We start from the raw sequence: 22,193 nt of genomic DNA, 5'->3' as shown, positions 1-22,193 counted from the left end.
ACAGGAGCCCCGGCCGGATGATCCGGCCGGGGCTCCTGTGCATCACAATCTACGGATCAGGCAGCCGCGCGGGCTTCCTCCTGTGAGCGGACGGCCTTCCATTCCACAATCCGGGCCTGCTGCAGCGGGGACTTGCGGTTGAAGTGCCAGGCCGCGCCGAGCAGCAGGAACCACACCGGCGCCACGAAGAGTGCCAGGCGGGTATCGTCGGCCTGCCCCAGCGCCACCAGCATAAACACGAAGAACGCGAGCACCACGTACGGCATGAAGGCGGAGCCGGGCATCTTGAAGGACGAGGCCGCGTGCAGGGCCGGCCGGCGGCGGCGGAAGACGATGTAGCTGACCAGGATCATGGACCACACAAACATGGTCAGCACGGACGCCACGGACGTGACCACCGTGAACGCGCCGATCACGGAGTCGCCGGAATAGAGCAGCACCAGGCCGGCCAGCAGGAAGATGCAGGAGAACAGCAGCGCGTTTTGCGGTACTTTGCGGATGCTGAGCTTTCCAAACGCCTTGGGGGCGTTCCCGTCCTGGGCGAGGCCGTAGACCATCCGGGAGGTTGAGTAGATTCCGGAGTTGGCGCTGGAGGCGGCGGAGGTCAGGACCACAAGGTTGATGACCACAGCGGCGATCCCCAGCCCGGCGAGGGTGAACATGCCGATGAACGGGCTGCTGGCGGGGTCGATGGTCCGCCAAGGATTGACGGCCATGATGACCACCAGGGCGCCCACATAGAAGAGGAGGACACGGACCGGGATGGAGTTGATGGCGCGCGGCAGGTTCTTCTCCGGGTCCTTGGTTTCGGCGGCGGCGGTGCCTACCAGTTCGATCCCGGCGAAGGCGAAGATGGCGATCTGGAAGCCGAGGACGAAGCCGAACATGCCGTGCGGGAACATGCCGCCGTCGTTCCACATGTTGGCGAGGTTGGCTTCAGCGCCGTTCGGGGACGTGAAGTGGGTGGCGATCATGACCGCGCCGGTGACGATCAGGGCCACGATGGCGACCACCTTGATGATGGCGAACCAGAACTCCGCTTCGCCGAACGCCTTCACGGTGGGCAGGTTCAGGAGGATCAGGACCACCGGCGTGAGCAGCGCCGGGATCCACAGGGGCGTGCCGGGAGCGAGCTTGTCAACGTAACCGGAAATGGCGACGATGTCCGCCACCCCGGTGACCACCCAGAAGAACCAGTAGGACCAGCCGGTGAAGAAGCTGGCCCACGGGCCCAGGAGGTCCCCGGCGAAGTCGCTGAAGGATTTGTAGTTAAGGTTCGAGAGCAGGATCTCGCCCATGGCACGCATTACGAAGAACAGCATGAAGCCGATGATCATGTAGACGAAGATGACGGACGGGCCGGCGAGCGAGATGGTCTTTCCGGACCCCATGAACAGGCCGGTGCCAATGGCGCCGCCGATGGCGAGCAGCTGGATGTGGCGGTTGCCGAGGGCCCGGGCGAGGTGCGGCTCGCGGTTCCCGGCGCCGGAACCACCGTTGGCGGGGGCGGCGGTTCCAGATTGGGCAATGTCAGATTCTGCAGTGGCCGGAGCGGCCGTGGTGGTGCGTTCAGACATGAGGCTTCTTCCTTGTCACGGGCGGCCGCAACGGGCGGGGTTCCGCGATGCGGGCCGCACAGTTCCGTCAGGATGTGACGGAGGTAACAGTTTTGGCGGGTAGATCAAGATTAGGGCCGGTATTTCGCGGCCCCTGTTGTCACGTCGGCCCGCGTGTGTAAACCGTCTGGTCGGTCACGGGCCGTGTTCGCCGGCGGCACCGGCGCCCCCCGCGCGGTGCCGGAGCGGCCCCGGAACCCGCATTCTTCGCGGACTCCGGGGGAGAACGCGACGCCGGCCCGGCCGCCCGGCGCGGCCGCCGTGATGGCCTTTCCGCGGATCGCCCACCCGCGGGCAGGTTCGACAACTGTCGATCATCTTAGCTTCAGTTGTCGTCCGCTGTCTTTTGTCACATTTTTGCCCGGCGGGGGCGACGCGCTCGCCCGAATCGTTCAGGTTCAGCCCAATCCGCGCAGCCTACTGGGCGGCCAGGCGCGTGGCCCGCAGCACGGCATCCGTGAGGGGCACTGCCTCGCCGTCGGGTCCGACGGCGCTGCGACGCCGGCTGTCCAGGACCTCGGCGCGCCACAGCGGCTCCTCGATCCGGAGTTCCCGGGCAAGGTCCTCGGCCGTGAAGAACTTCTCCGGCGTATGGTGCGCGCCCCACGGAGGCAGCCCGTCGGGGTGATGGCCGACGATCAGCAGCGTCCCGCCGGTCCGCACCGCGGCCGCGGCGAGCTGCAACGCCTGCTGCCACGGCATCTGGGTCGAATGCAGGAACTGGGCCGTGACGAGGTCGAACAACCGGTCCGGGACCCAGGTGGCAAGATCCTGCTGCACCCACTCGATGGCGGCGTCCTGGCCCCGTTCCCGGGCGTGGGCGGCCGCACGCTCCAGGGCGACGGCGGAAACGTCCAGGCCCGTCACGCTCCAACCGCGGGCCGCGAGCCAAATCGCGTCCGCGCCCTCGCCGCACCCCAGGTCCAGGGCCTCGCCGGCAGGAAGGTCCGCCACCTCGGCGACGAGTTGCGGATTCGGCTCCCCGCTCCACATCCTGGACCGGCTGCTGTACTTTTCATCCCACATCCGGGCGGCGGTACCGGGCGCCGCCTCCTCGACGGGCGCATGTTCGGCGGCGTCATGCTCGTGGCTGTGGCTGCGTTGTGTCATGGTTTCCCCTCATCACGGCGGTTCGCCGGGTTTCGCTGTCCGTTTTCAGGCACGACGGCGGTGGCGAAACCGCCCGGCGCCGACCGCCGTCGGGTCTCCCTGCCGAAATTTCTGTGCTCCTCAAGGGCCAGTCCGAAGCGTCCAACAAAGTCCGCGGCGCTCTTCCTGGCCGGGGGAGTGTTGTCGATGCCAAAGGTCAGGGGCTCGCCGACGAATCTCGCTGCAGCCCGGGCATATCGCATGTAGGGCGACCGTGAGGCGATGGTTTCCCTGGAGAAGTAGTCAAAGGCCACGAGGCTGCCCGGGGCGGTGCCGGCGATCTTGCGCAGTGTCGCCTCGACCGAGGCGCGGTCCAGGTACATGGTCACCGCTTCCCAGAGGAACAGTGCGGGCCGGCTCGGGTCGAAACCGGCCGCCACCAGCTTCTCCATCCAGTCCTCGGTCTCGAAATCCGCGGGCACGTACGTGGCCAGGCGGGTGGAGAGGCCTGCCTTCTCGAGCATCGCGAGTTTGAAAGCCTGGGTCCGGGGCAGGTCGAGTTCAAAGCAGCGCACGTGGTCCTCGGGCGCAAGCCGGAACGCCCGGGTGTCGAATCCCGCGCCGAGGATCACGAGCTGGTCGATGCCCCCGCGATGCCGTTGAACGGCCGCGTCATAGAGGCTGGTCCGTGCTGTCGGCTGGTGGCGCATCGGCGCCAGCCCCGGGTATGGATAGCGGTAGACCCTGGGCACGTACCCCGTGAGCAGGTGGGCAGCGAGCGTGGGGGCGGTCTCCATCTGGATGCCAGTCGAGGACACGTTCGGCACAACGGCCATGAGCCGGGCCGCGGGGACGTCCGGCCGTGTTCCCAGGCGGTGCTGCATCCACCGCGTGTAGAGGGATGCGAGCAGCGTGGCCGACGTGCCGGTGCGCCGGCTGTAGGCGAGCATTCCGGGGACGGACATGAAGTAGCCGGCCGCGCTCAGGGGAAACAACGCCACTTGGATGGCCCGAAACAAGCCAGCGGAGACTATTCCCGGCATTGCGTCCGACTCCCCTCATGGCCCCGCCGTCGTATGGCCCTTCCCGCCCACCATGGTCCTCCCGGACGCAACGAGGGTCAATACACCGCCTGGGCTTCCCCTCAAACGCCGCGCAGGCGGACGGACACGTGGAAATCACGCTCCGGAAACGAATCCGAAACGTGTGTCGTGAATGCTGGGCCCAAGACATTGAACGCTGGGGAAGGGCAATGACCATGGACGTTGACGAAGCACGGCAGATCCGCAGCTCGGCCGAGTTGAACGTGGGCGACGAGATCGAGGCGTGGCATAACGGGAAGCTCTTCCACCGGGGTCCGGTGACCCAGACCGTCACAGGCGTGGACCTGTTCTGGATCCTGGATGCCCGGACGGGAACCCGCCGCCTCATCGACGCCGAGGCGCTCGTGATCCTGCGGCCGGCCGCGCCGGGGCCGGCCAACACGCCGGCGCCAGCGCCCGTCCACACATCCACCCATGCATCCACCCACCCGTCCCACATGCCCCTGTTCCAAGCCCCCAGCCTGGTGGGCTAGGGGCCGGGCCGGCCGTCACGGATACGGGACCCGGGCCCGCTGGGTGGTAGAGTACTAGAACTTGATGTGCAGTGATGCCCACTTTTGATTCGGTTGACCGGCTTCGGTCCGCCAGCCGGATCCCTGCCGGCTTCCTTCGGGAATCCGCACGCAGGCAGTGGGATTTTTTCATGTGAGAGGCACATCCTGCGTCGATGAACGCGTTCCATTTGGTCCCGGCGGCCGCTTGCTGAAGTTTGGCAACAGCCCGGTTGATCACCTGACTTTTCTTCGGCGAACCCTTGAGCCAACCGGCATCGGGGGCCGATATCCGCACGGATACCGCCTGAAAGACTTTGAAACACATGACTACATTTGCTGCCCTCGGCACGCCCAAAGCACTTGCCGACACCCTGACCGCACAGGGGATCGTGGAGCCCTTCCCGATCCAGGTCAAGACCCTCCCCGACACGCTGTCCGGACGCGACGTCCTGGGCCGCGGCCGCACCGGCTCCGGCAAGACCATCGCATTCGCCATCCCGCTGGTGGCACGACTCGCCGAGCGGGAAGCCAAGCACTTCCGCAAGCCCGGCCGCCCGATGGGCCTGGTCCTGGCTCCCACCCGCGAGCTGGCCACGCAGATCAACGCGACCATCGAGCCGATGGCCAAGGCCATGGGCCTGACCACCACCGTGATCTACGGCGGCATCTCCCAGGCCCGCCAGGAAAAGGCCCTGCGCGCCGGCGTCGACATCGTCATCGCCTGCCCAGGCCGCCTGGAGGACCTGATCCGCCAGCGCATCCTGACCCTCGAAGCAGTCGAGATCACCGTCCTGGACGAGGCCGACCACATGGCCGACCTTGGCTTCCTCCCGGTGGTCAAGAAGCTCATGGACATGACCCCCACCCAGGGCCAGCGCCTGCTGTTCTCCGCCACCCTGGACAACGGCGTGGACAAGATCGTCCAGCGCTACCTGTCCAACCCGCTGACCCACTCCGTGGACGACCCGCAGGCCGCGGTGACCACCATGGAACACCACGTGCTGGTGGTCAACGACCAGACCGTCAAGAAGCAGCTGATCGTCGAGCTCGCCTCCGGCGCCGGCCGCCGCGTGCTCTTCATGCGCACTAAGCACCACGCCCGCAAGCTGGCCAAGACCCTGACCGACGCCGGCATCCCCGCCGTCGACCTGCACGGCAACCTCTCGCAGAACGCCCGTGACCGCAACCTGGCCGAGTTCTCCTCCGGCGATGTCCGCGTCCTGGTGGCCACCGACGTCGCGGCCCGCGGCGTCCACGTCGACGACGTCGAACTGGTCATCCACGTGGATCCGCCCACGGAGCACAAGGCGTACCTGCACCGCTCAGGCCGTACGGCCCGCGCCGGTTCCGACGGCACCGTGGTCACGCTGACCCTGCCCGAGCAGCAGTCCGACGTCAAGAAGCTGATGAAGGCGGCCGGCGTCGAGGTCAACTTCGAGCGCGTCACCGCCAACTCCCCGCTGGTTGCTGAACTGGTCGGCGAAATGGCCGACAAGATCGATCCGCGTACCCGGGCCGCCCTGCTGGCAGCCAAGGCCGCGCAGCACGGTGGCGGCACCTCCACCGGCGCCAACGCCGAGCGAAAGCGCGCCCGCCGCACCACCCAGGCTGCACCCACCGCGGGTGGCCGTGGTGGCCGTGGCGGACGTGGACGGGTGGCTGCTGAGGCGCCGCGGACCGACCTGCCGCGCGCCGAGCGCCGCGCCGTCGCCTACGAAGGCAAGGCTGCGGCCCGCAACGCTGCCGACCGTGTCGCCGAGCAGAACCAGGACCGCGCCGATGCCGAGCGCGCCGAGCGCCGGAATGCGCGTGGCCGCGGCCGCACCACCGCCTATGCGCACCACAACGATGTTCCGGCCGCCGGCGGCCGTGCCGCGGCCGGCCGCGGTTCGGACGGACGCGCAGCAGACGGACGCAGCGACGCCCGGGGCGCTTCGGCTCCCCGCAGCGGAGCACCGCGCACGGGTGGCGCTCCCCGCGCCGGCGCTTCGGCCGGCGGCCAGCGCAGCGGACGTCCGGCAACCGGCCAGCGTGCAGCTGCCGGCGCCAAGTCTGCTGGCAGCAAATCCGGAGGCAGCGCTGCTGTCTGGTCCTCCAACACCGGCGGCACTTCGGGTGGATCCTACGCCGGCGGCGGCAACGGCCGTTCCGGTGAAGGACGTCCGGCCCGCGGCGCCGGCCCGCGCCGCGCGTCGGCTCCGGCCTCGAACGAACGCCGCAGCCGCTAATCCCCAACCGCTCCCTAACCACCATCGAGTGCTCCAGAACTGCCGTTTAGAAGGTTCATAACGGCGTTTATGGAGCACTCGATGAGGTCTTCAGGCCTACCAGCCGCGGGCGCGCCACTCTTCCAGGTGCGGGCGTTCCGCACCGAGGGTCGTGGGCTGGCCGTGGCCCGGGTGCACCACCGTGTCATCCGGATACACGTCGAACAGCCGCTCGCTGACATCGGTGATCAGTTGGGCAAACCGCGCCGGATCCTTCTGCGTGTTGCCTACCCCGCCGGGGAACAGCGAATCGCCGGAAAAGATGTGGGCCGGCCCCTCGGGGTCCTGGTACACAAGGGCGATCGAACCCGGTGTGTGGCCGCGCAGGTGTACAGCCGTCACGTCGAAGCCGTCGAAGTTGCCGACGTCCCCGTGATCCAGCAGTACATCCACCGGCACCGGCAGCTCCGGGGCATCCTCTGTCCCGGCCGCCGTCTTCACGCCGGTGGCTTCCACCAGGCCCGGCAGCGCCCGGACATGGTCCCAGTGCTGGTGGGTGGTGGCAACCAGCGCCAGCTTCGGCGTCGCGGAAGTATCCGCGGCGGCGTCCGCGAGCAGCCCCTGGATGGCGGCCAGATCATCGGCCGCATCGATCAGGAGCTGCGCGCCGGAGGCCTTGGCCGTGAGCAGGTAAACATTGTTGTCCATCTCGCCGACCGAAATCCGGCGGATGGTGATGTCACGTAAAGAGTGAATGAGCGAGTCCATGGGCTTCAGTCTACGGAGCCGCTATTCACGGCCCTGGGACACCCAGTTGGGGTCTGCGGAGCGGGAGCCGACGACGGCGTCCGCGGCGGCGTCGAGCTTCTTCAGTTGCGCGGCGGTGAAGTCGAGGGCCAGGGCGCCCAGGTTTTCGTCGATCCGGTCCGCCTTGCGCGTGCCGGGAATGGGGACCACGGGCAGTCCCAGCTTGCGGCCCTGCGCGAGCAGCCAGGCCAGCGCCACCTGGGCGGGAGTTGCAGCCTGCCCGGCGACGCTCAGTTCCGCAGCGACCGCCTGCACGGCCGCCACCACACCCTGGTTGGCGCTGGCAGCGTCCGCGGCGAAACGCGGGATGTTGCGGCGGAAGTCGTTGCTGCCCAGCGTCGAGGCGTCCACGGTGCCGGTGAGGAATCCCCGGCCCAGCGGCGAATACGGCACAAAGCCCACCCCGAGTTCGGCGGCGGCGGGCACCACGTTGCGTTCCACGTCGCGGCTCCAGATGGACCATTCGCTCTGGACCGCGGCGATCGGGTAGATGCGGTTTGCTTCGCGCAGCTCCTCGGCCGTCACCTCTGACAGGCCCAGATGCCGCACCTTGCCGGCCTGTACCAGCCCCGCCATGGCCTCCACGGTTTCCACTATCGGAACGCGGAGGTCACGGCGGTGCAGGTAGTACAGGTCAATGGTGTCGGTGCCCAGCCGTTGCAGGCTGCGGTCCACCGCCTGCCGCACGTAGGCTGCGTCGCCGCGTATGTCCGTGTAGCCGGCCGACGGTGTGCCCACGAGGCCGAACTTGGTGGCCAGCTGGACTTCGCCGCGGCGTTCCCTGAGCAGCCGCCCAATCAGCTCCTCGTTGCTGCCCCCGCCGTAGATGTCCGCCGTGTCGATGAAGCTGACGCCGGCGTCCACCGCGTGATGCAGGGTCCGCAGGGCTTCGGCCGGGTCCACCTCGCCGTAGACAGGGGTCAGGGCCATGCCGCCGAACCCCAGGGGGCTGACCGTGAGGCCGTCGCCGAGCTGGACTGTTGCTGCCGTCATCTGGGTCTCCATTCGCACACTTAGTGGTTCCGTAGGACTTCCGTCCCTGCCAAGAACCCCAGATGGCGCGCGGCTATTCCGGCCCCCTGTTATCGGCCGGGCCGACGATTCTCCCCACCTTTGACTGCTGCGCGGCCGGCGCGACGGCGCAGCAGTCAAAGGTAGGGCGACGCCGTCGTACCGCCCTAAACGTGGGGAGTTTCCGCGGGGGAGGCCGGCCGGACGGCGTGCGTTGCCGGTTGCTCTGAGTCCGCCGTTGGCGGGAGGAGCTTCAGGCCCGCCGCGCAGCCGACGATTCCGGCGGTGAACAGCAGCTTGAGCGGACTGGCCGGTTCGACGCCGGTGGCCATCGCCCAGCCGACCGTCAGTGCGGCGCCGATCCCCACCCAGACGGCGTAGGCGGTGCCGAGCGGAATGCGTTTCACTGCCAGGCCGAGCCCCACCATGCTGAGGGTGGCCGTCACGGTGAACACGAGGGTCGGCAGCGGGCGGGAGAACCCATCGGACAGGCCCAGCGCCGTGGCCCAAACCGCCTCCAGCACAGCGGACGCGAGCAGGATCATCCATGACATTGCTGCTGATTTCATCATTGTCACGCCACCAGCTTCAGGCCGACGACGCTCGCGGCAATCCCGCCAAGAAGCAGGATGCGCGCCGCGGTCGGGCGCTCAACTTTGGCGGCAACCGCGTAGCCGGACGTCAGGACGACGCCGACCCCCACCCACACGGCGTAGGCCGTTCCGGTAGGGATGGACTGCATGGCGACGGCCAGGCCGCCGGTACTGGCGAGGACGGAAACGAGGAAGACGAAGGCCGGGACCAGCCGGCGGCGGCCCTTGGCCTGGGCGGTCCGGTGCAGGGCCGCGGCCCAGACGGCCTCCAGCGCCCCGGAAAGAACGAGTATTAGCCACGACATGACAGCTCCTGTGGCCAGTCTTGTCGCGTTCCGGGTACTGAACCGTCGTCCGGAGGCCCGGAAGAGGGGGCCTTGGCCACCAATTCTAGCAAATCCGCGTCAGCGCCCGACTGCGTCGCTCCAGAGAATGAACGTGCGCCCCACGGGGTAATGCGCGCACGGCTCGTTCGGTGCCGTAAGATCGCCGGCGTCGATATCGGACGCCGCCGACACCACGGCCCGGCCGTCGGCATTGGCCAAGGTGGCCCGGCCGCCGATCCGCCGCAGGGCCGCCATGGCTCCGCGTTCCAGGCGCTGAACTGTGACGTCGATGCCCACGATTCCCGCGACCGGGCCGTCCGGGCGGGTGAACACCGGGTGTGTGAAGGTCAGGACGTACTCGTCGGTGCAGAGGAAATCCACGTAGGGCCCGGTGACGTGGGCCCGGCCCGTTTCCACGGGGATCCGGAACCACTCGGCCTTGACGTAGCGGCTGATGGAGTTGGGACTGAAGTTGGCCAGCGCGTCGACGTGTTCCAGGTCCGGGCCCTGCCACCATGCGATATAGCTGCGCTCGGGGCCGAGCAGCCCGGCATTGGCGATGAACCCGGCGCCGGCCGCGTAGCCGCCGGGCAGCTTCACCAGTTCCTCGACCACCGGACGGATGAGTTTGTCCACGGCCGTGCCCGTGACTTTGCCTGATAGGGCGGCCAGCGCGGCCCCGGCGTCAGCGGCCCACGCCGTCAGGCGGTGCTCGATGGCAGCGATGGTGGCGTCGAGTTCGGCGGCGGCCAGCCCTGCTGCCTTCTCAACTGGGCCGGGTTCGGCCGGCGCTGCCACGGACGCTGTGGCGGGGCCAGTGGTGGAGGCGGTATCGGACATCGTTGCTGCCTTAGCTCGAAGGTGCCGGACATTTGCGGTCAAAGGTGGGCGGTCAGGATCGTGGTTCTGTGATGCGGGGGGCGGTCGCGGGTGCGGTCAATAGCTTTTGGCCTGCTCGGTCAGCAGCCAGTCGGTGGTTGCGGAGATGAGGGCTTTGACCCCCGTTTCGGCGGCCCCTGGATCGTGGGCCTCGATGGCGGCTGCCACGTCCCCGAGGATCACGGCGGTGCGCCCGCGGTAGCCGGGGTCGGCGCAGGGCAGCAGCGTGAGGGTGCCGAGATCTGCCTGCAGCCGGATGAGCTCCCGGGCGAGCCGGGCGGAGCGGGCAATGGCCGCGACTTCCAGCAGGAACTCTGAGAGGGCAAGGCGCCAGCTGAGGGAGTCGTCATCCGCTGCTGGGATGAACGAACGCAACGTGGCGACGTCTGCGGCGTCGGAACGGCGTGACGCCACCCCCGCACAGGCCGCGGCGATCGCCTGGTAATGCAGCGCGAGGTCCCTGATCTGCAGCCGGCTCAGCTCATGCAGTTGCGCAAGGGCCCGTTCCCGGGAGGGCAGCACGTCGTCGGCGATGAAGCTTCCGCCGCTGCGGCCGCGCGCGGTCCGGATAATTCCCGAGGCGCGCAGCTGGGAAAGGGCCTCCCGCGCCGTTACCGCGGACACTCCGAGGGCTGCGGCCAGCTCGGTTTCGTTCGGCAGGCGCTGGCCGCTGGTCAGCAGTCCGGTTTCCACGGCCTGTTCAATCCGGCCGCACACTTCATCCACAAGCCCGCGTGATTTGATCGGCGTGAACACGGCCGCGAGGCTCCGGGAGGCGCCCTTGGGCGTCAACAGCATCAGGGCCTCCCTTCCCTCCGGCGGTACCCGCCCCGGGCCGCGCATCCCTGCAGCTTCCGCGGCGCCGCCCCGCGTCGCCCAGGGCTGATGACATCCTAATCCGGGCTTTGCCGGAGGGTCTATACACAAAACCTATGGAGTAATAGCATTTGGGCCAGCAGCCCAGTGTGGACTGGATCACATTCCGCTGCGTGGCTCTCCTGTGGACGATCCGGCAACGGAGTAAGGCGCACCCCATGACCGAAACACTGGCCGCCGGCACCTCGACCGGAAACGAAGAGGTTCCGGCGATCCGCCTGCGCAAGCTCACCAAGGTCTTCGGGGACACCGTCGCGGTAAATGGCGTGGACCTGGACATCCGCCACGGGGAATTCTTCTCCATGCTTGGCCCGTCCGGCTCCGGCAAGACCACGGTCCTGCGCCTCATCGCCGGCTTCGAGCTGCCGACGTCCGGAAGTATCGAACTCGAGGGCAAGGACGTCACGGCCATGGCGCCGTTCCAGCGGGACGTCAACACCGTGTTTCAGGACTACGCACTGTTCCCGCACATGTCCCTCGTGGACAACGTCGCCTACGGGCTGCGGGTGCGCGGCATGCCCGGGAAACAGCGGCGGGAGCGGGCCCGGGAGGCCTTGGACCGGGTCCAGCTCGGGAAGTTCCTCGGCCGCAAACCCGCCCAGCTCTCCGGCGGCCAGCGGCAGCGGGTTGCCCTGGCCCGGGCGCTCGTGGTCGAGCCCAAGGTCCTCCTGCTGGACGAGCCGCTCGGCGCACTGGACCTCAAGCTCCGGCAACAGATGCAGGTCGAGCTCAAGGAGCTGCAGCGCTCGCTGGGTATCACCTTCATCTTCGTCACCCACGACCAGGAGGAGGCCCTGACCATGAGCGACAGGATCGGCGTGTTCAACAACGGCGGCATCGAACAGATCGGTACCGCGCACGAAATCTACGAGCGCCCCGGAGGCATTTTCGTGGCCAACTTCGTCGGCACCTCCAATATTTTCGATGCCGGCCAGGCCCAGGCGATCTATGGCCGGCCGGATCCCCTGTGCATCCGTCCCGAGCGGCTGCGCGTCGCGTGGACCGGCGAGCCGGAGCGCCGCTCCGGCACCACCTCCCGGCCCGGGACGGTGACGTCGTTCGTCTACGTCGGGCACGCCACCCAGGTGCGGGTGCAGCTCGACGGCGGACCCGCCGTCGTCGTGCTCGTTCCGGAAAAGCTGCCCGGCAGCGACGCCGATCTGGTGAACGGGCCCGTCACGGTCAGCTGGGACGACGACGCCGTCGTTTGGCTTCCGGCACCCGGCACCTGACGCCGGGCCGGGCCGGGCAGGGTTCCCGTCCGTGCCGCGGCGCAGCGTCCCCAGTCCAACGTTTTTCTCCACAGCGAAAGGTACGGATCATGGCACCAAGAACAAAGGCCTCCCTCGTGGTCGGGGTGGTTGCGGCCGCAGCCCTCGCGCTGTCGGCCTGCGGAACCAGCGGCGGATCGGGTTCACAGTCGGCGCAGCCGGCCAAGACCGAGATCGGCACCGGTGAAGGCCAGGTGTCCATCCTCGGATGGCCCGGCTATGTCGAGGACGGCAGCAACGACCCGGCAGTCGACTGGGTGCACCCGTTTGAACAAGAGACCCAATGCAAGGTCAGCTTCAAGCCGTTCGGCACCTCGGACGAGGCCGTGACACTCATGCGCACCGGACAGTACGACGTCGTCTCGGCCTCCGGGGACGCGTCGCTGCGCCTGATCGCCGGCCAGGACGTGCAACCGGTCAACATGAGCCTGCTGAAGAACTACCCGGACATCTACCCGTTCCTGAAGGACAAAGCCTGGAACACCGTCAACGGCGTCAACTACGGAATGCCCCACGGCTGGGGCGCCAACCTGCTGATGTACTCCACCGACAAGGTCACCCCGGCGCCCGCCTCCTGGAGCGCGGTGTTTGACGACGCCGCCAAGCACACCGGCAAGGTCACGGCCTACGATTCGCCCATCTACATCGCCGATGCCGCCATGTACCTCATGGCCCATAAGCCGGACCTGGGCATCAAGAACCCCTATGCCCTCGACAAGGACCAGCTGGCCGCGGCCGTCGACCTGCTCAAGCAGCAGCGCGCGCACATCGGCGAGTACTGGAGCGACGTCGTCAAGGAAGTCCAGGCCTTTACGTCCGGGAGCACCGTGGTCGGCACCACCTGGCAGGTGGGGGCCAATATCGCGACGACCGACGGCGCCAAGGTCGCGACCCTCGTCCCTGAAGAGGGTGCCACCGGCTGGTCGGACACCTGGATGATCGGCTCCAAGACCAAGAACACGAACTGCGCCTACAAGTGGCTCGATTACATCGCCAGCCCCAAGGCGAACGCCCAGGTGGCGGAGTACTTTGGTGAATCCCCGGCCAACGCGAAGTCCTGCGAGCTGACCAAGGATCCCAAGCACTGCGAGACGTACCACTCAGGCGATGCGGCCTACGCCGACAAGATCTGGTTCTGGACCACGCCGGTGGCCGAATGCCTCGACGGCCGCAAGGACGTTAAGTGCACCGACTATTCGGAATGGACCAAGGCCTGGACGGAAATCAAGGGCTGATTCCGGCTCCGCCGCACCACGACCGCGAGAACAAGCCGGCCCCGGCGGCCGGCAGAGATTAAGGCGAGATGGCACTTCATACGCAACAGCTGCCGCCCGGCCCGCCCCGTGATGCCGGGGCTGTGCCCCGGGCGAAAACCAACGCCTTCTCGGCGTTGCTGCACCGCTCACCCCGGCTGAGGCTGGCAGCGCTGCTCACCGCCCCGGCGGGCTGGCTGGTGCTTGTCTACATCGCCGCCCTGGCGGCACTGCTGATCACCGCGTTCTGGACCGTGGATACCTTCACCGGGGAGGTGTCCACGGTCTGGACCACGGAAAACGTTGTCACGGTCCTGACCGATCCGGTGTATCAGCGGATCACTTTGCGGACATTGTGGATCGCCGTGGCAGTCACCGTGATTGACATGATCCTGGCCCTGCCCATCGCGTTCTTCATCGCCAAGGTCGCTCCCGCCCGCTGGGAGAAGCTGCTCGTGGTGGCCGTGCTGATGCCGCTGTGGGCAAGCTACCTGGTCAAGGCCTACGCCTGGCGGAATGTCCTGTCCGAGGGTGGCCTGCTGGAGTGGCTGGGGGCCCCGATCGGCCTGTCCTCGCCGGGCTACGGCGAAACCGCCGTCATCCTGACCCTGTCCTACATCTGGCTGCCGTACATGATCCTGCCGATCTACGCGGGCTTTGACCGGGTGCCCGACTCCCTGCTGGAGGCCTCCGGGGACCTGGGTGCGAAGCCGCTGACCACCATGCGCCTCGTCATGCTTCCGCTGCTGGTCCCCTCCATCATCGCGGGCACGATTTTCACGTTCTCCCTGTCCCTGGGCGACTACATCACGGCGCAGATCGTCGGCGGGACCACCCAGATGCTGGGCACCGTGATTTACGCCAACGTCGGAGCGGCCAACAACCTGCCGTTCGCCGCCGCGGTATCGCTGGTGCCGATCGCCATCATCATGTTCTACCTCTTCGTCGTCCGCCGCACCGGCGCCCTGAACAACCTGTAGTGCGAGGAGCATCATGAGACTTTCCCGCAGCGCCAAGGTGGTCCTGGGCATCATCACGGCGCTGGTGCTGCTCTTCATCTACACGCCGCTGCTGCTGGTGGTGGTGAACTCGTTCAACGCGGACCGGACTTTCGGCTGGCCGCCGAAGGGCTTCACACTGGACTGGTGGGTCAAGGCCTTTGACTCGCCCGGCGTTCGGGAGGCCGTCGTGTCCTCCCTGTGGGTGGCAGTCGTATCGACCATCATCTCGCTGGTGCTGGGGACGCTCCTGGCGATCTCATTGCAGCGCTATGACTTCTTCGGCCGCGACGTCATCAACCTCCTGGTCATCTTGCCCATCGCGTTGCCCGGGGTTGTCACGGGCATCGCCCTGAACAATATGTTCACCACCATCCTGGGCGTCCCGCTGAGCCTGTGGACGGTGGTGATCGCCCACGCGACCTTCTGCATGGTGACAGTGTTCAATAACGCCATTGCACGGCTCCGCCGCACCAGCGCCGGCCTCGAGGAAGCCTCTGCCGACCTCGGCGCCGGTGTCTTCACCACTTTCGGCCTGGTGACGTTCCCCCAGCTGCGCTCGGCGCTGCTGGCCGGCGGCCTGCTGGCCTTCGCGCTGAGCTTCGACGAGATCATCGTCACCACGTTCACGATCGGGGCCGGGGAGACCACGCTGCCGATCTGGATCCTGCAGAACCTCTTCCGTCCGAACCAGGCACCTGTAGTCAATGTCGTGGCGGTCGTGCTGATCGTGGTCTCGATCGTACCTATCTGGCTCGCGCAGCGATTGTCCGGGGACTCTGTGCGTGTCAGCGGCGCCCGCGTGAAGGCGGACGGGCGCTAAACGGTGCCGGGTTCCGCAGGGTCGATCGAGACGACAGCCAGGAATCCGCGGCCCACGATTTCCGGCGTCTCGGTATCAGAGCCGACGACGGCGTCGTAGCGGTTCAGCTCGACGCGCTCCGGCTCCGGGGCGACGGCGGCCGTCGGCTCCGTGGGAGGGCCGCCGGCAGTCCCGGGGCTGACGGTCCCCTGCCCCTGCAGGAGGATGCCAAATTGGCCTGCGAACACCGGATGGGCGCGCTTCTTGGACAGCTCGATGATGGAGGTGTAGCCCTTGAAGGCGCCGTTGCGGGTGATGACGTTCAGGTCCCGGATGTCGCCGGTGGGCAGTGCCCCCGCCGAGTCCGCGTCGCCGGAGAACCGGAACGGCCGGTACTTCTCCAGCGGGTGCTCGGCCCCGTCCACGCTCAGGAGCAGCAAGTCGCCGTCAATCACGGTCAGTACGCGGTCCATCCCGGCGTAGGCGGAGAAGGGGCCGGCTTTGGAGACTTCGGCTATGCTGACGCGCCAGTCCCAGGCGTTGTCCTGCCCTGTATCTCGCGGGGCGGTCTGCAGGGCGGTTTCCACGGACCGGGTCCGGGGGTGGCGCGCCACTTCGCGGGTCACCCCGCCGCCGTTGCGCCAGGGGTGGGCTTTGAGCTCGGCGTAGCGGATGATCTCCATGGCCTCAGCCTATCGGCCCGTTTCCGGAACGCCGGGCTTCCCGGGCCCCGGCGGGGATGCGCACGCTCGTGCCGGCGCCGGCGGGGATGCGCACGCTCGTGCCGGCGCCGGCCGGACTGTGCACGCTCGTGCCGGCGCCGACGCAAAGTCGGCGGCGGAGGCCCGGCCTTGCTAACGTCGGAGGCAGGAAGCACGCAGAAGGAGCCCGAATGTTTGTCAAAGTGTGCGGCCTGAGCACCCCGGATGCGGTCAGCATCGCGGCCGGCGCCGGCGCGGATGCCGTCGGCTTCGTCCTGACCCGCAGCCCCCGGGAGGTCACGCCGGAGCAGGTCAGGAACCTCCTTGGCCACGTCCCGAGCGGGTTGCCCGCGGTGGGGGTGTTCCGGCACGAACCGGCCGCCGACGCCGTCGCCGTCGCCCGTGCGGCGGGCCTGGTCTGGGTCCAGCTGCACGGCGACCGCTCACCCGCCGACGTCCGGACAGTGCACGACGCCGGGATGAAGCTGATCAGGGCCGTCACCATGGCCGCCGCCGCGGACGCCTTCGATGACTGGGGCGAGGAGTTGCTCCTGATTGACGCCGCTGTGCCAGGTTCCGGCGAGGCCTGGGACTACTGTTCGGTACGGGCCAAATCTCTTGCCGGGCGCAAGTGGCTGCTCGCCGGCGGTCTGGACCCGGCCAACGTTGCCCGGGCAGCGGCGGAGGCCGGGGCGTGGGGCGTCGATGTGTCCTCCGGCGTCGAGTCGGCGCGCGGCATCAAGGACTTGGTCAAGATCGGGAATTTCGTGCGGGCGGCCAAGGCGCCTGAATGAGGCTGGGCCGCCCGCGGACCAGCAGAGGTCGCTACGAGCGTTTGATGACGACGTCATCGATGTATTCGTCGCCCTTTTGCCGGTTGTGCTCGGCCCCGAGCTGAACTTTGCTCAGGCTGGTCCCGAGCATTTTGACGCTCGTGCTGCTGTATCGCTGCACGCCGTCGAACCATACCTGGATTGTGGACGTGTTGCCGTTGGCGGTCACCCGCATGGACACGTGGTGCCAGTCGCCCAGCGTGATGCTGCCGGAGATCAGCTTCGTATAGACAAAGGTGCCGCTCGGTGACGTGACCCGGAGCCACAGCTGCCCGTTGCTGTTGTAGCGGTAGATGTCCGCGACGCGGGTGGAGCCGGAGAAGAACCGGAAGTACGGCACATCGTTGCCGGACACGCCGGCCACGGTGATCTTGAACCAGCCGTCAGCGTAGGAGGTCTTGGTTCCCGAGGGGAACGCCGGTGAGGACAGGTTGGCGAGCGAACCGGAATCCGTGGTCACATGCAGCTTGGCTGACCGGAGACCGGTGTGTTTCAGCGAGGTGGTAATCGTTGCGGTGCCGGTACCGGACACTTTGGGGATGAGGCCGCAAAAGCCGCCCGCTTCAAAACTGGTGGCGAGCACAACGGTGCCGGGATAGGAGTTGGTCGGTGCGGGGCTGCAGGTTGCGGCGGTTGCGGCCTGGGCCGGACCGAAGACAAGGGAACCGGCTACGAGCATTCCGAGCGTGCCAACCATGCTGAGTGTTCTAAGTTTTCTCATTGAAGATACTTTCCGTGATTGGTTCGACTTATTGATGCCCGCCCGGTGCTGCGGCACCGGGCGGGCGATTTCTGTCATGCCAGCTGCGCCAGATGCACCAATTGCATGACCACCGCGACACCGACTATGGCCAGCAGGGCTGCGGTGGTGATCACCACGGCGCGCGGGAGTGCCTTGTCCGGCTGCAACACGCGGAGCACATCGCAGCTCACGAGGGCCGTCATGGTGGCCAGTCCCGTCAGGAAGATGATCATTTTGCGTGCACCAGGACCCGCTTTGGCCTCTTGAGCTCAAGGCCCAGGAAGACGAGGGTCAGGGCCGACAGCAGGCATACGGCCGCCGGCGGTGACCAGAGACGTGCATAGATCATCGCCGTCGCCACGAGCGTGGACATCGCGAGGCTGAAGGCGATTGCGATGGCGATGCTGAGGGGAAGCGCTCCAGTGGCCTGGGCTGAGCGCGGCGGGTCGAAGCGGAGGAGCAGCACCAGCGCTGTTCCGGGTCCGGCCAGCATCAGCAGCCCTATCACCGCCAGGCGCAGGCCCTCAGGGCCGACAAACGAGAGCGGTATGGCTGCTACGGCGACGGCTGCCGTCGCATAGCTCACGTAGCTGCGTTCAGTTGCCATTACTAACTCCTTCGATGTGAAAAATCACGCCGCCTGCGTTTTCAAAAACCTTCGTCCAGCCAGGACTCGTGGCGCATGTGGCGGTAAAACGTTGAAGGTCGCCGGTGGGAGTCGAACCGCGAAGTTCGGCTGCCTCCTGCTGGCTTTCGGTAACGATGAGGTACGCGCCCGCTTTGTGGGCGATCTGGTTGGCCGCGTCACAGCTGAGCGGCGCGGCGTTGGGAATGGGCTCGGCAGCAACGAGCGCCCGGTAGTCGTAGTCCGCGTAGTGCTGGTATCTCCACGGGGTGTTGCGAACTGCCTCAATGAGGACGGCACCGGTGGGCGCAGTCGCGTACAGGCGGTTCACTAAGGCGATTTCGTCGTCGTTGAAGCTTTCCATGCCGTCATTTCCGTAGCGGGAGACGACAGTGGCTGTAGCCAGTACCGCGCCCATCAGCAGCAGCGCAAGGGCTCGGCGCAGGCTCAGTCCGGCGGCACTGTCTGACATCAGTGGCAGCACCGCCAGGCAGACGGCGAACGGAAGGCTGAAGAGATACAGGCGCAGGAGCAGTTCACCGCCATAGGGCTGGAGGGGAACGAGGACCAGCGGCGCCAGCGCCGCAGCAGCGGCCGCGAGCCAGGGTGCCTTCCGCCGGTAGCCGACTATGGCGCCGGCAACGGCGAGCACCCAGACCAGGGCGACCTCGGCCATGCGGGTGTAGACCACGAACATGTGGGCGTCGCTTCCCGAGACCCTGGTGCTCAGTGCGCCGAGGCTGTTCGCGCCGATGTCACCGAGCGAGCCGAGCAGCTGGCCGAAGTGCCCCTCCAGGAAGGTGGAAGCCGCAAAGAGCAGCCAGCCGACGGGCAGGACCACGGCCAGGACCGGCAGGAAGCGCAGCCGGAGACGTCCGGTCAGCAGGAGCGCGGCCAGGATGGGGATCACGGCGAAGGGGCTGAGCTGATGTGAAGTCGTCATGGCAAGCAGGATCAGCGCGCAGACCACCACGAGAATCGCGGTGTCGGCCCGCTGCGGTTCCGCGGCGCCATACCGCGGGACCGAGCTGTCGAGTTTGCTGACGTTGCGGGCAAGCCACCGGGAGAACCTGGTGCGCTCCGTGGGCCAGGCCCAACCGCCGAAGACGCTGAGCAGGCACGCAACCAGTGTGAGCAGGAGGAAGAACGAATACGCCTGCGGTGACAGGTAGTCCTGTCCAATCCAGCTGGCCAGGTAGAAGATCCAGACAGCCGCCCACGCCTGGCGCGGATTTGCCGTCAACCGCCGGGCGAGGGCAAGCAGTGGTGCGAGCAGGAGGATGTTGATCCCCACCGGCGCCCAGGTTGCGATGCCGAAAAGGTCCTTGGCGCCCGTCGCCCCGGAGAGCGTTCCCAGCACGTTGAAGAATCCTGGCCAATTGAAGTAGGCGTCCAGGGTCGGATCCAGCTGGCCCGATTGGCTGATGGTGTCGGCAATGCCCAGATGCCGGAAGCTGGCCTCGAGCCGGGGCAGGCCATGGATGATGGAGTCAGCGCCATGGAGGAGAACCACTGTGACCAGGAGCTGCCAGGTCAGAAGAGCCGGAACCAGGCGGCGGAGGCTGAGCGAGGCGACAAATCCGGCGAGGCTGAGCGCGAGGGCAACGAAATAGGCAGGCGGGAGGGCGTCAATCAGCCCGGTCCCGCCGATCTGAAAGGGATTGACCTGGTTCATGCTCCACACGCCGAGGGCGAGCGCGGCCGCGGCGGCGGCTGCCAGGGCACCGATGTGCCACGCCGGCGTGAGCCCGAGGTTGCGGTGGGTGGGCGGCTTGGCACCGCCTAGGTGCGCATGCGCCTCATGCCGGTGGGCGGTGCGCACCGGGAGGCTCGTTGTCGATTCGTGTGTCATCATTTCTCGATTCAGGTCGGCTGGTGGCGCGCCGCTGAAGGAATCTCGCCTGCGGTGGCGGCGGGCTTCATCCGGGTCAGGGTGATCAGACGCCAGGTGGCAATCAGCGAGGCAGCCGCTTGTGCAACGGCCCAGAGGACTGAGACGCCGGTGAGGCCATATTGCTGGGCCACGGCCGCGGCGGGTGCCACGACCAGGATGGCGGCCAGGGTGGCGACAATCGTGGATTCGAAAAGCCGCCCTTGGGCCCGGCACAGCCCGTAGTAGACCTGGGTCACGCAACTTAGGAGGAGCGCCGGGACGAGTATGGGAATGAGGATCCACGCGGACGCGTACTGCGGCCCGAGGAAGCCCAGAAGCAGGGGGCCGGCCAGCATCAGTATCAGCCCGGCCACGAGAGTCAGCATGAAGCTGGCCCGGAGCGCGGACCCCACCAGGCCCGGCCGCGCCCGCGTTCCCGCGAGGGCTGTCTGCAGGGTAAACCCGGCCGACTGCGGCACGAAGAACACCGCCGAGGCCATCATCCACACCACGTACCACGCGGCAGTCGACGCCGGGCCCAGAGTAGCTGCAACGATGAGCGGGAGCAGGTAGCCGGGTGCGCGGTCGGCGAGCGTGAGGGCATGGTTGGGAAGCCCCGGCTTCAGGAGATTCAGGGCCGGACGAGGCCGGAAGCCGTGCTTCCAGTCGGGGGACATGTGAGCCCGGGCCAGCTGGCGCAGCCCTACGAGGACGCTGGCCAGCGCGCCGGCGGCAACGGCGCCCACAATCACCGCCAGATCACGGAGTCCGACGGCCAACGCGGCGGCCAGGAAGAGGAGCTGGACGAGGGACTGCGCGAGGCTCCTGACCAGCGTACGGTCGGCCCGTTCCTGGGCTACGCCCACGTGGTCGAGCTGGTAGGCGCTGGCGGCGAGTAGTGCCGTGGCCAGGAAAAGAACCGTGACCAGGGGTTCCACCCAGGCCTCGCCCACGCCTGTGCCGAGCCAGTACGTGACGGCAACCAACAGGACCGCGCCCAGCAGGGAGAACGTTGCGACGGTAAGCAGACCGGTGGCGATGAGGCGCCGGCCGCCGTCCGATTCCGCGGGCAGGAGCGTCAGCGTGGCGGGCCCGACGCCGAACATCCCCAGCTGCACGGTCAGGAGCGCGGCGGCGACCACCGCAGACCCAAGACCTATTTCCTCCGGCGGAAGCACCAGGGCCGCGAGTGCCCAGAACAGGAAGCCCGTCACCATGGGGGCGATCCTCGCGGCGGCCAGCCAGGCCGCGTTCCCGCCGACCGAGATCGGTTTGTGGGCCGGCCGCAGGAGCTCGCCGGCCATGGCACGGTAGTTGTAGAGCAGGAAACCCATCCAGTACGGCAGGAAGCGGGGTGCACGGACCAGGGACATGCCGACGCCGCGCACGGTGGCCAGCAGCGGCAGCATCACCAGCCAGCCGGCGCGGCGCGTGTGCTTGCGGACGGTCCGGGCCGTCCCGGCCCCATCCTGAAGCCATTGGTCGCGGGCGTAGTCGAACGTGTCGTCGAACCGGTGCCTGACCACGACGGAGTCGGAGACACCGAGCCGGTACCCTGCCTGCTCCAGCCGGATCCTAAGCTCCACGTCTTCCCCGGAGCGGAAGTCGTCGTCGAACCCGACGTTGAGCAGCACGTCGCGGCGCATCAGCGTGGCGCTGACGCCAAACCACTTGCGCACCCGGCTGTGGTTGTGGTGCCAGGCCAGCGCGGCCCCCCAGTAGCCGGGGCCGTCGGCTTCGCTGGCCAGCCCGAATTGCAGGCCGTCGTAACCGCCGGCCTCGAATTCGGCCAGCAGCCGGGGCAGGCTCTTCGGCGGAAGGACGACGTCGGCGTCGATCAGGGCGACAACGTCACCGGTGGCGCTCCGGGCGCCGAGCATCCGTGCGGCAGGCAGGCCGCGCCCTTCATCGGAGATGACAGTCGCGCCGCAGTCGCGGGCGATTTCGGCAGTGTCATCCGTCGAGCAGCCATCGACGACGATCAATTCGTACGGGTGTTGGCTGCGGATCGATTCCAGGCACTCGCCCAGCCACGCTGCGGCATTGCGCGCCGGAACAACAACCGACACCTTCAGATCGCTCACGTGGCCTCGC

At 67.6% G+C, this 22,193-nt stretch carries 22 protein-coding genes and 1 riboswitch; of the genes, 7 read left to right on the top strand and 15 right to left on the bottom strand.

Annotated features, from left to right (window positions below; genetic code table 11):
- Positions 1-56 precede the first annotated feature (56 nt).
- The 3 genes from C560_RS0110310 to C560_RS22630 form a co-directional block, all read right to left on the bottom strand.
- Positions 57-1,577: an amino acid permease gene (locus C560_RS0110310; RefSeq protein ID WP_026538153.1), complete on the bottom strand. Its 1,521-nt coding sequence runs from the start codon at positions 1,575-1,577 to the stop codon at positions 57-59.
- A 456-nt stretch (positions 1,578-2,033) separates the two neighbouring features.
- Positions 2,034-2,726, bottom strand: coding sequence for an SAM-dependent methyltransferase (locus C560_RS0110305; RefSeq protein WP_026538152.1), 693 nt, complete (start codon positions 2,724-2,726; stop codon positions 2,034-2,036).
- Positions 2,723-3,706 carry a class I SAM-dependent methyltransferase gene (locus tag C560_RS22630; RefSeq protein ID WP_051533093.1) on the bottom strand — a complete coding sequence of 328 codons (984 nt, stop codon included), beginning with the start codon at positions 3,704-3,706 and terminating at the stop codon, positions 2,723-2,725. Before C560_RS22630 ends, C560_RS0110305 begins: the two co-directional genes overlap by 4 nt.
- A 257-nt stretch (positions 3,707-3,963) precedes the next feature.
- Here C560_RS22630 and C560_RS0110295 point away from each other — a divergent pair, with 257 nt between their 5' ends.
- Together C560_RS0110295 and C560_RS0110290 are read left to right on the top strand one after the other, a co-directional pair.
- Positions 3,964-4,281: a hypothetical protein gene (locus C560_RS0110295; protein WP_231494314.1), complete on the top strand. Its 318-nt coding sequence runs from the start codon at positions 3,964-3,966 to the stop codon at positions 4,279-4,281.
- A gap of 344 nt (positions 4,282-4,625) precedes the next feature.
- Complete coding sequence (locus tag C560_RS0110290; RefSeq protein WP_026538150.1) at positions 4,626-6,530, top strand: DEAD/DEAH box helicase; 1,905 nt, start codon at positions 4,626-4,628, stop codon at positions 6,528-6,530.
- Positions 6,531-6,626: 96 nt separating this feature from the next.
- On the opposite strand, the gene C560_RS0110285 is transcribed toward C560_RS0110290, so the two are convergent.
- The 6 genes from C560_RS0110285 to C560_RS21535 all read right to left on the bottom strand — a co-directional run bounded on the left by C560_RS0110285 (position 6,627) and on the right by C560_RS21535 (position 10,923).
- Positions 6,627-7,277: an MBL fold metallo-hydrolase gene (locus C560_RS0110285; RefSeq protein WP_018774115.1), complete on the bottom strand. Its 651-nt coding sequence runs from the start codon at positions 7,275-7,277 to the stop codon at positions 6,627-6,629.
- Between the two features lie 21 nt (positions 7,278-7,298).
- Positions 7,299-8,309 (bottom strand): aldo/keto reductase, encoded by a 1,011-nt coding sequence (locus C560_RS0110280; RefSeq protein WP_231494313.1) that lies wholly within the window; start codon positions 8,307-8,309, stop codon positions 7,299-7,301.
- Between the two features lie 185 nt (positions 8,310-8,494).
- A complete protein-coding gene (locus C560_RS21545) occupies positions 8,495-8,881 on the bottom strand; it encodes a DMT family transporter (RefSeq protein ID WP_197026136.1) in 387 nt (128 codons plus the stop codon).
- A gap of 20 nt (positions 8,882-8,901) precedes the next feature.
- Positions 8,902-9,225: a DMT family transporter gene (locus tag C560_RS0110270; RefSeq protein ID WP_026538148.1), complete on the bottom strand. Its 324-nt coding sequence runs from the start codon at positions 9,223-9,225 to the stop codon at positions 8,902-8,904.
- A 9-nt stretch (positions 9,226-9,234) separates the two neighbouring features.
- A riboswitch (guanidine-III (ykkC-III) riboswitch) is annotated at positions 9,235-9,302 on the bottom strand.
- Between the two features lie 22 nt (positions 9,303-9,324).
- A complete protein-coding gene (locus C560_RS21540) occupies positions 9,325-10,086 on the bottom strand; it encodes a cache domain-containing protein (protein ID WP_051533091.1) in 762 nt (253 codons plus the stop codon).
- Between the two features lie 96 nt (positions 10,087-10,182).
- Positions 10,183-10,923 carry a FadR/GntR family transcriptional regulator gene (locus tag C560_RS21535; RefSeq protein WP_043422921.1) on the bottom strand — a complete coding sequence of 247 codons (741 nt, stop codon included), beginning with the start codon at positions 10,921-10,923 and terminating at the stop codon, positions 10,183-10,185.
- 236 nt (positions 10,924-11,159) lie between these two features.
- On the opposite strand from C560_RS21535, the gene C560_RS0110255 reads away from it, so the two are divergent.
- The 4 genes from C560_RS0110255 to C560_RS0110240 all read left to right on the top strand — a co-directional run bounded on the left by C560_RS0110255 (position 11,160) and on the right by C560_RS0110240 (position 15,346).
- Positions 11,160-12,233, top strand: a complete 1,074-nt coding sequence (locus tag C560_RS0110255; protein WP_026538147.1) for an ABC transporter ATP-binding protein — start codon at positions 11,160-11,162, stop codon at positions 12,231-12,233.
- Between the two features lie 89 nt (positions 12,234-12,322).
- Positions 12,323-13,507: an ABC transporter substrate-binding protein gene (locus tag C560_RS0110250; RefSeq protein WP_043422920.1), complete on the top strand. Its 1,185-nt coding sequence runs from the start codon at positions 12,323-12,325 to the stop codon at positions 13,505-13,507.
- A 68-nt stretch (positions 13,508-13,575) separates the two neighbouring features.
- Complete coding sequence (locus C560_RS0110245; protein WP_197026135.1) at positions 13,576-14,505, top strand: ABC transporter permease; 930 nt, start codon at positions 13,576-13,578, stop codon at positions 14,503-14,505.
- Between the two features lie 13 nt (positions 14,506-14,518).
- Positions 14,519-15,346, top strand: a complete 828-nt coding sequence (locus C560_RS0110240; protein WP_026538144.1) for an ABC transporter permease — start codon at positions 14,519-14,521, stop codon at positions 15,344-15,346.
- On the opposite strand, the gene C560_RS0110235 is transcribed toward C560_RS0110240, so the two are convergent.
- Complete coding sequence (locus C560_RS0110235; protein ID WP_026538143.1) at positions 15,343-16,008, bottom strand: HutD/Ves family protein; 666 nt, start codon at positions 16,006-16,008, stop codon at positions 15,343-15,345. The genes C560_RS0110240 and C560_RS0110235 overlap by 4 nt on opposite strands.
- A gap of 209 nt (positions 16,009-16,217) precedes the next feature.
- Here C560_RS0110235 and C560_RS0110230 point away from each other — a divergent pair, with 209 nt between their 5' ends.
- Positions 16,218-16,820 carry a phosphoribosylanthranilate isomerase gene (locus tag C560_RS0110230; protein WP_026538142.1) on the top strand — a complete coding sequence of 201 codons (603 nt, stop codon included), beginning with the start codon at positions 16,218-16,220 and terminating at the stop codon, positions 16,818-16,820.
- 31 nt (positions 16,821-16,851) lie between these two features.
- Here C560_RS0110230 and C560_RS0110225 read toward each other — a convergent pair whose 3' ends face one another.
- From C560_RS0110225 to C560_RS21530, 5 genes are all read right to left on the bottom strand, one after another.
- On the bottom strand, positions 16,852-17,556 hold the full coding sequence (locus tag C560_RS0110225; RefSeq protein ID WP_231494312.1) for a LamG domain-containing protein: 705 nt from the start codon (positions 17,554-17,556) through the stop codon (positions 16,852-16,854).
- A 98-nt stretch (positions 17,557-17,654) separates the two neighbouring features.
- A complete protein-coding gene (locus C560_RS0110220; RefSeq protein ID WP_026538140.1) occupies positions 17,655-17,834 on the bottom strand; it encodes a hypothetical protein in 180 nt (59 codons plus the stop codon).
- A complete protein-coding gene (locus tag C560_RS0110215) occupies positions 17,831-18,208 on the bottom strand; it encodes a hypothetical protein (RefSeq protein WP_018774129.1) in 378 nt (125 codons plus the stop codon). The genes C560_RS0110220 and C560_RS0110215 overlap by 4 nt, the downstream gene beginning before the upstream one ends.
- Positions 18,198-20,081, bottom strand: a complete 1,884-nt coding sequence (locus C560_RS0110210; protein ID WP_026538139.1) for a hypothetical protein — start codon at positions 20,079-20,081, stop codon at positions 18,198-18,200. The genes C560_RS0110215 and C560_RS0110210 overlap by 11 nt, the downstream gene beginning before the upstream one ends.
- A gap of 8 nt (positions 20,082-20,089) precedes the next feature.
- The gene (locus C560_RS21530; protein ID WP_043422918.1) at positions 20,090-22,183 is read right to left on the bottom strand and encodes a glycosyltransferase; all 2,094 of its coding nucleotides are present in this window, start codon (positions 22,181-22,183) and stop codon (positions 20,090-20,092) included.
- Positions 22,184-22,193 lie beyond the last annotated feature (10 nt).

Origin of the sequence: Arthrobacter sp. 9MFCol3.1, assembly GCF_000620385.1 — a bacterium.
Lineage (GTDB): Bacteria > Actinomycetota > Actinomycetes > Actinomycetales > Micrococcaceae > Arthrobacter.
This window is presented reverse-complemented; position numbering and strand designations above follow the sequence as displayed.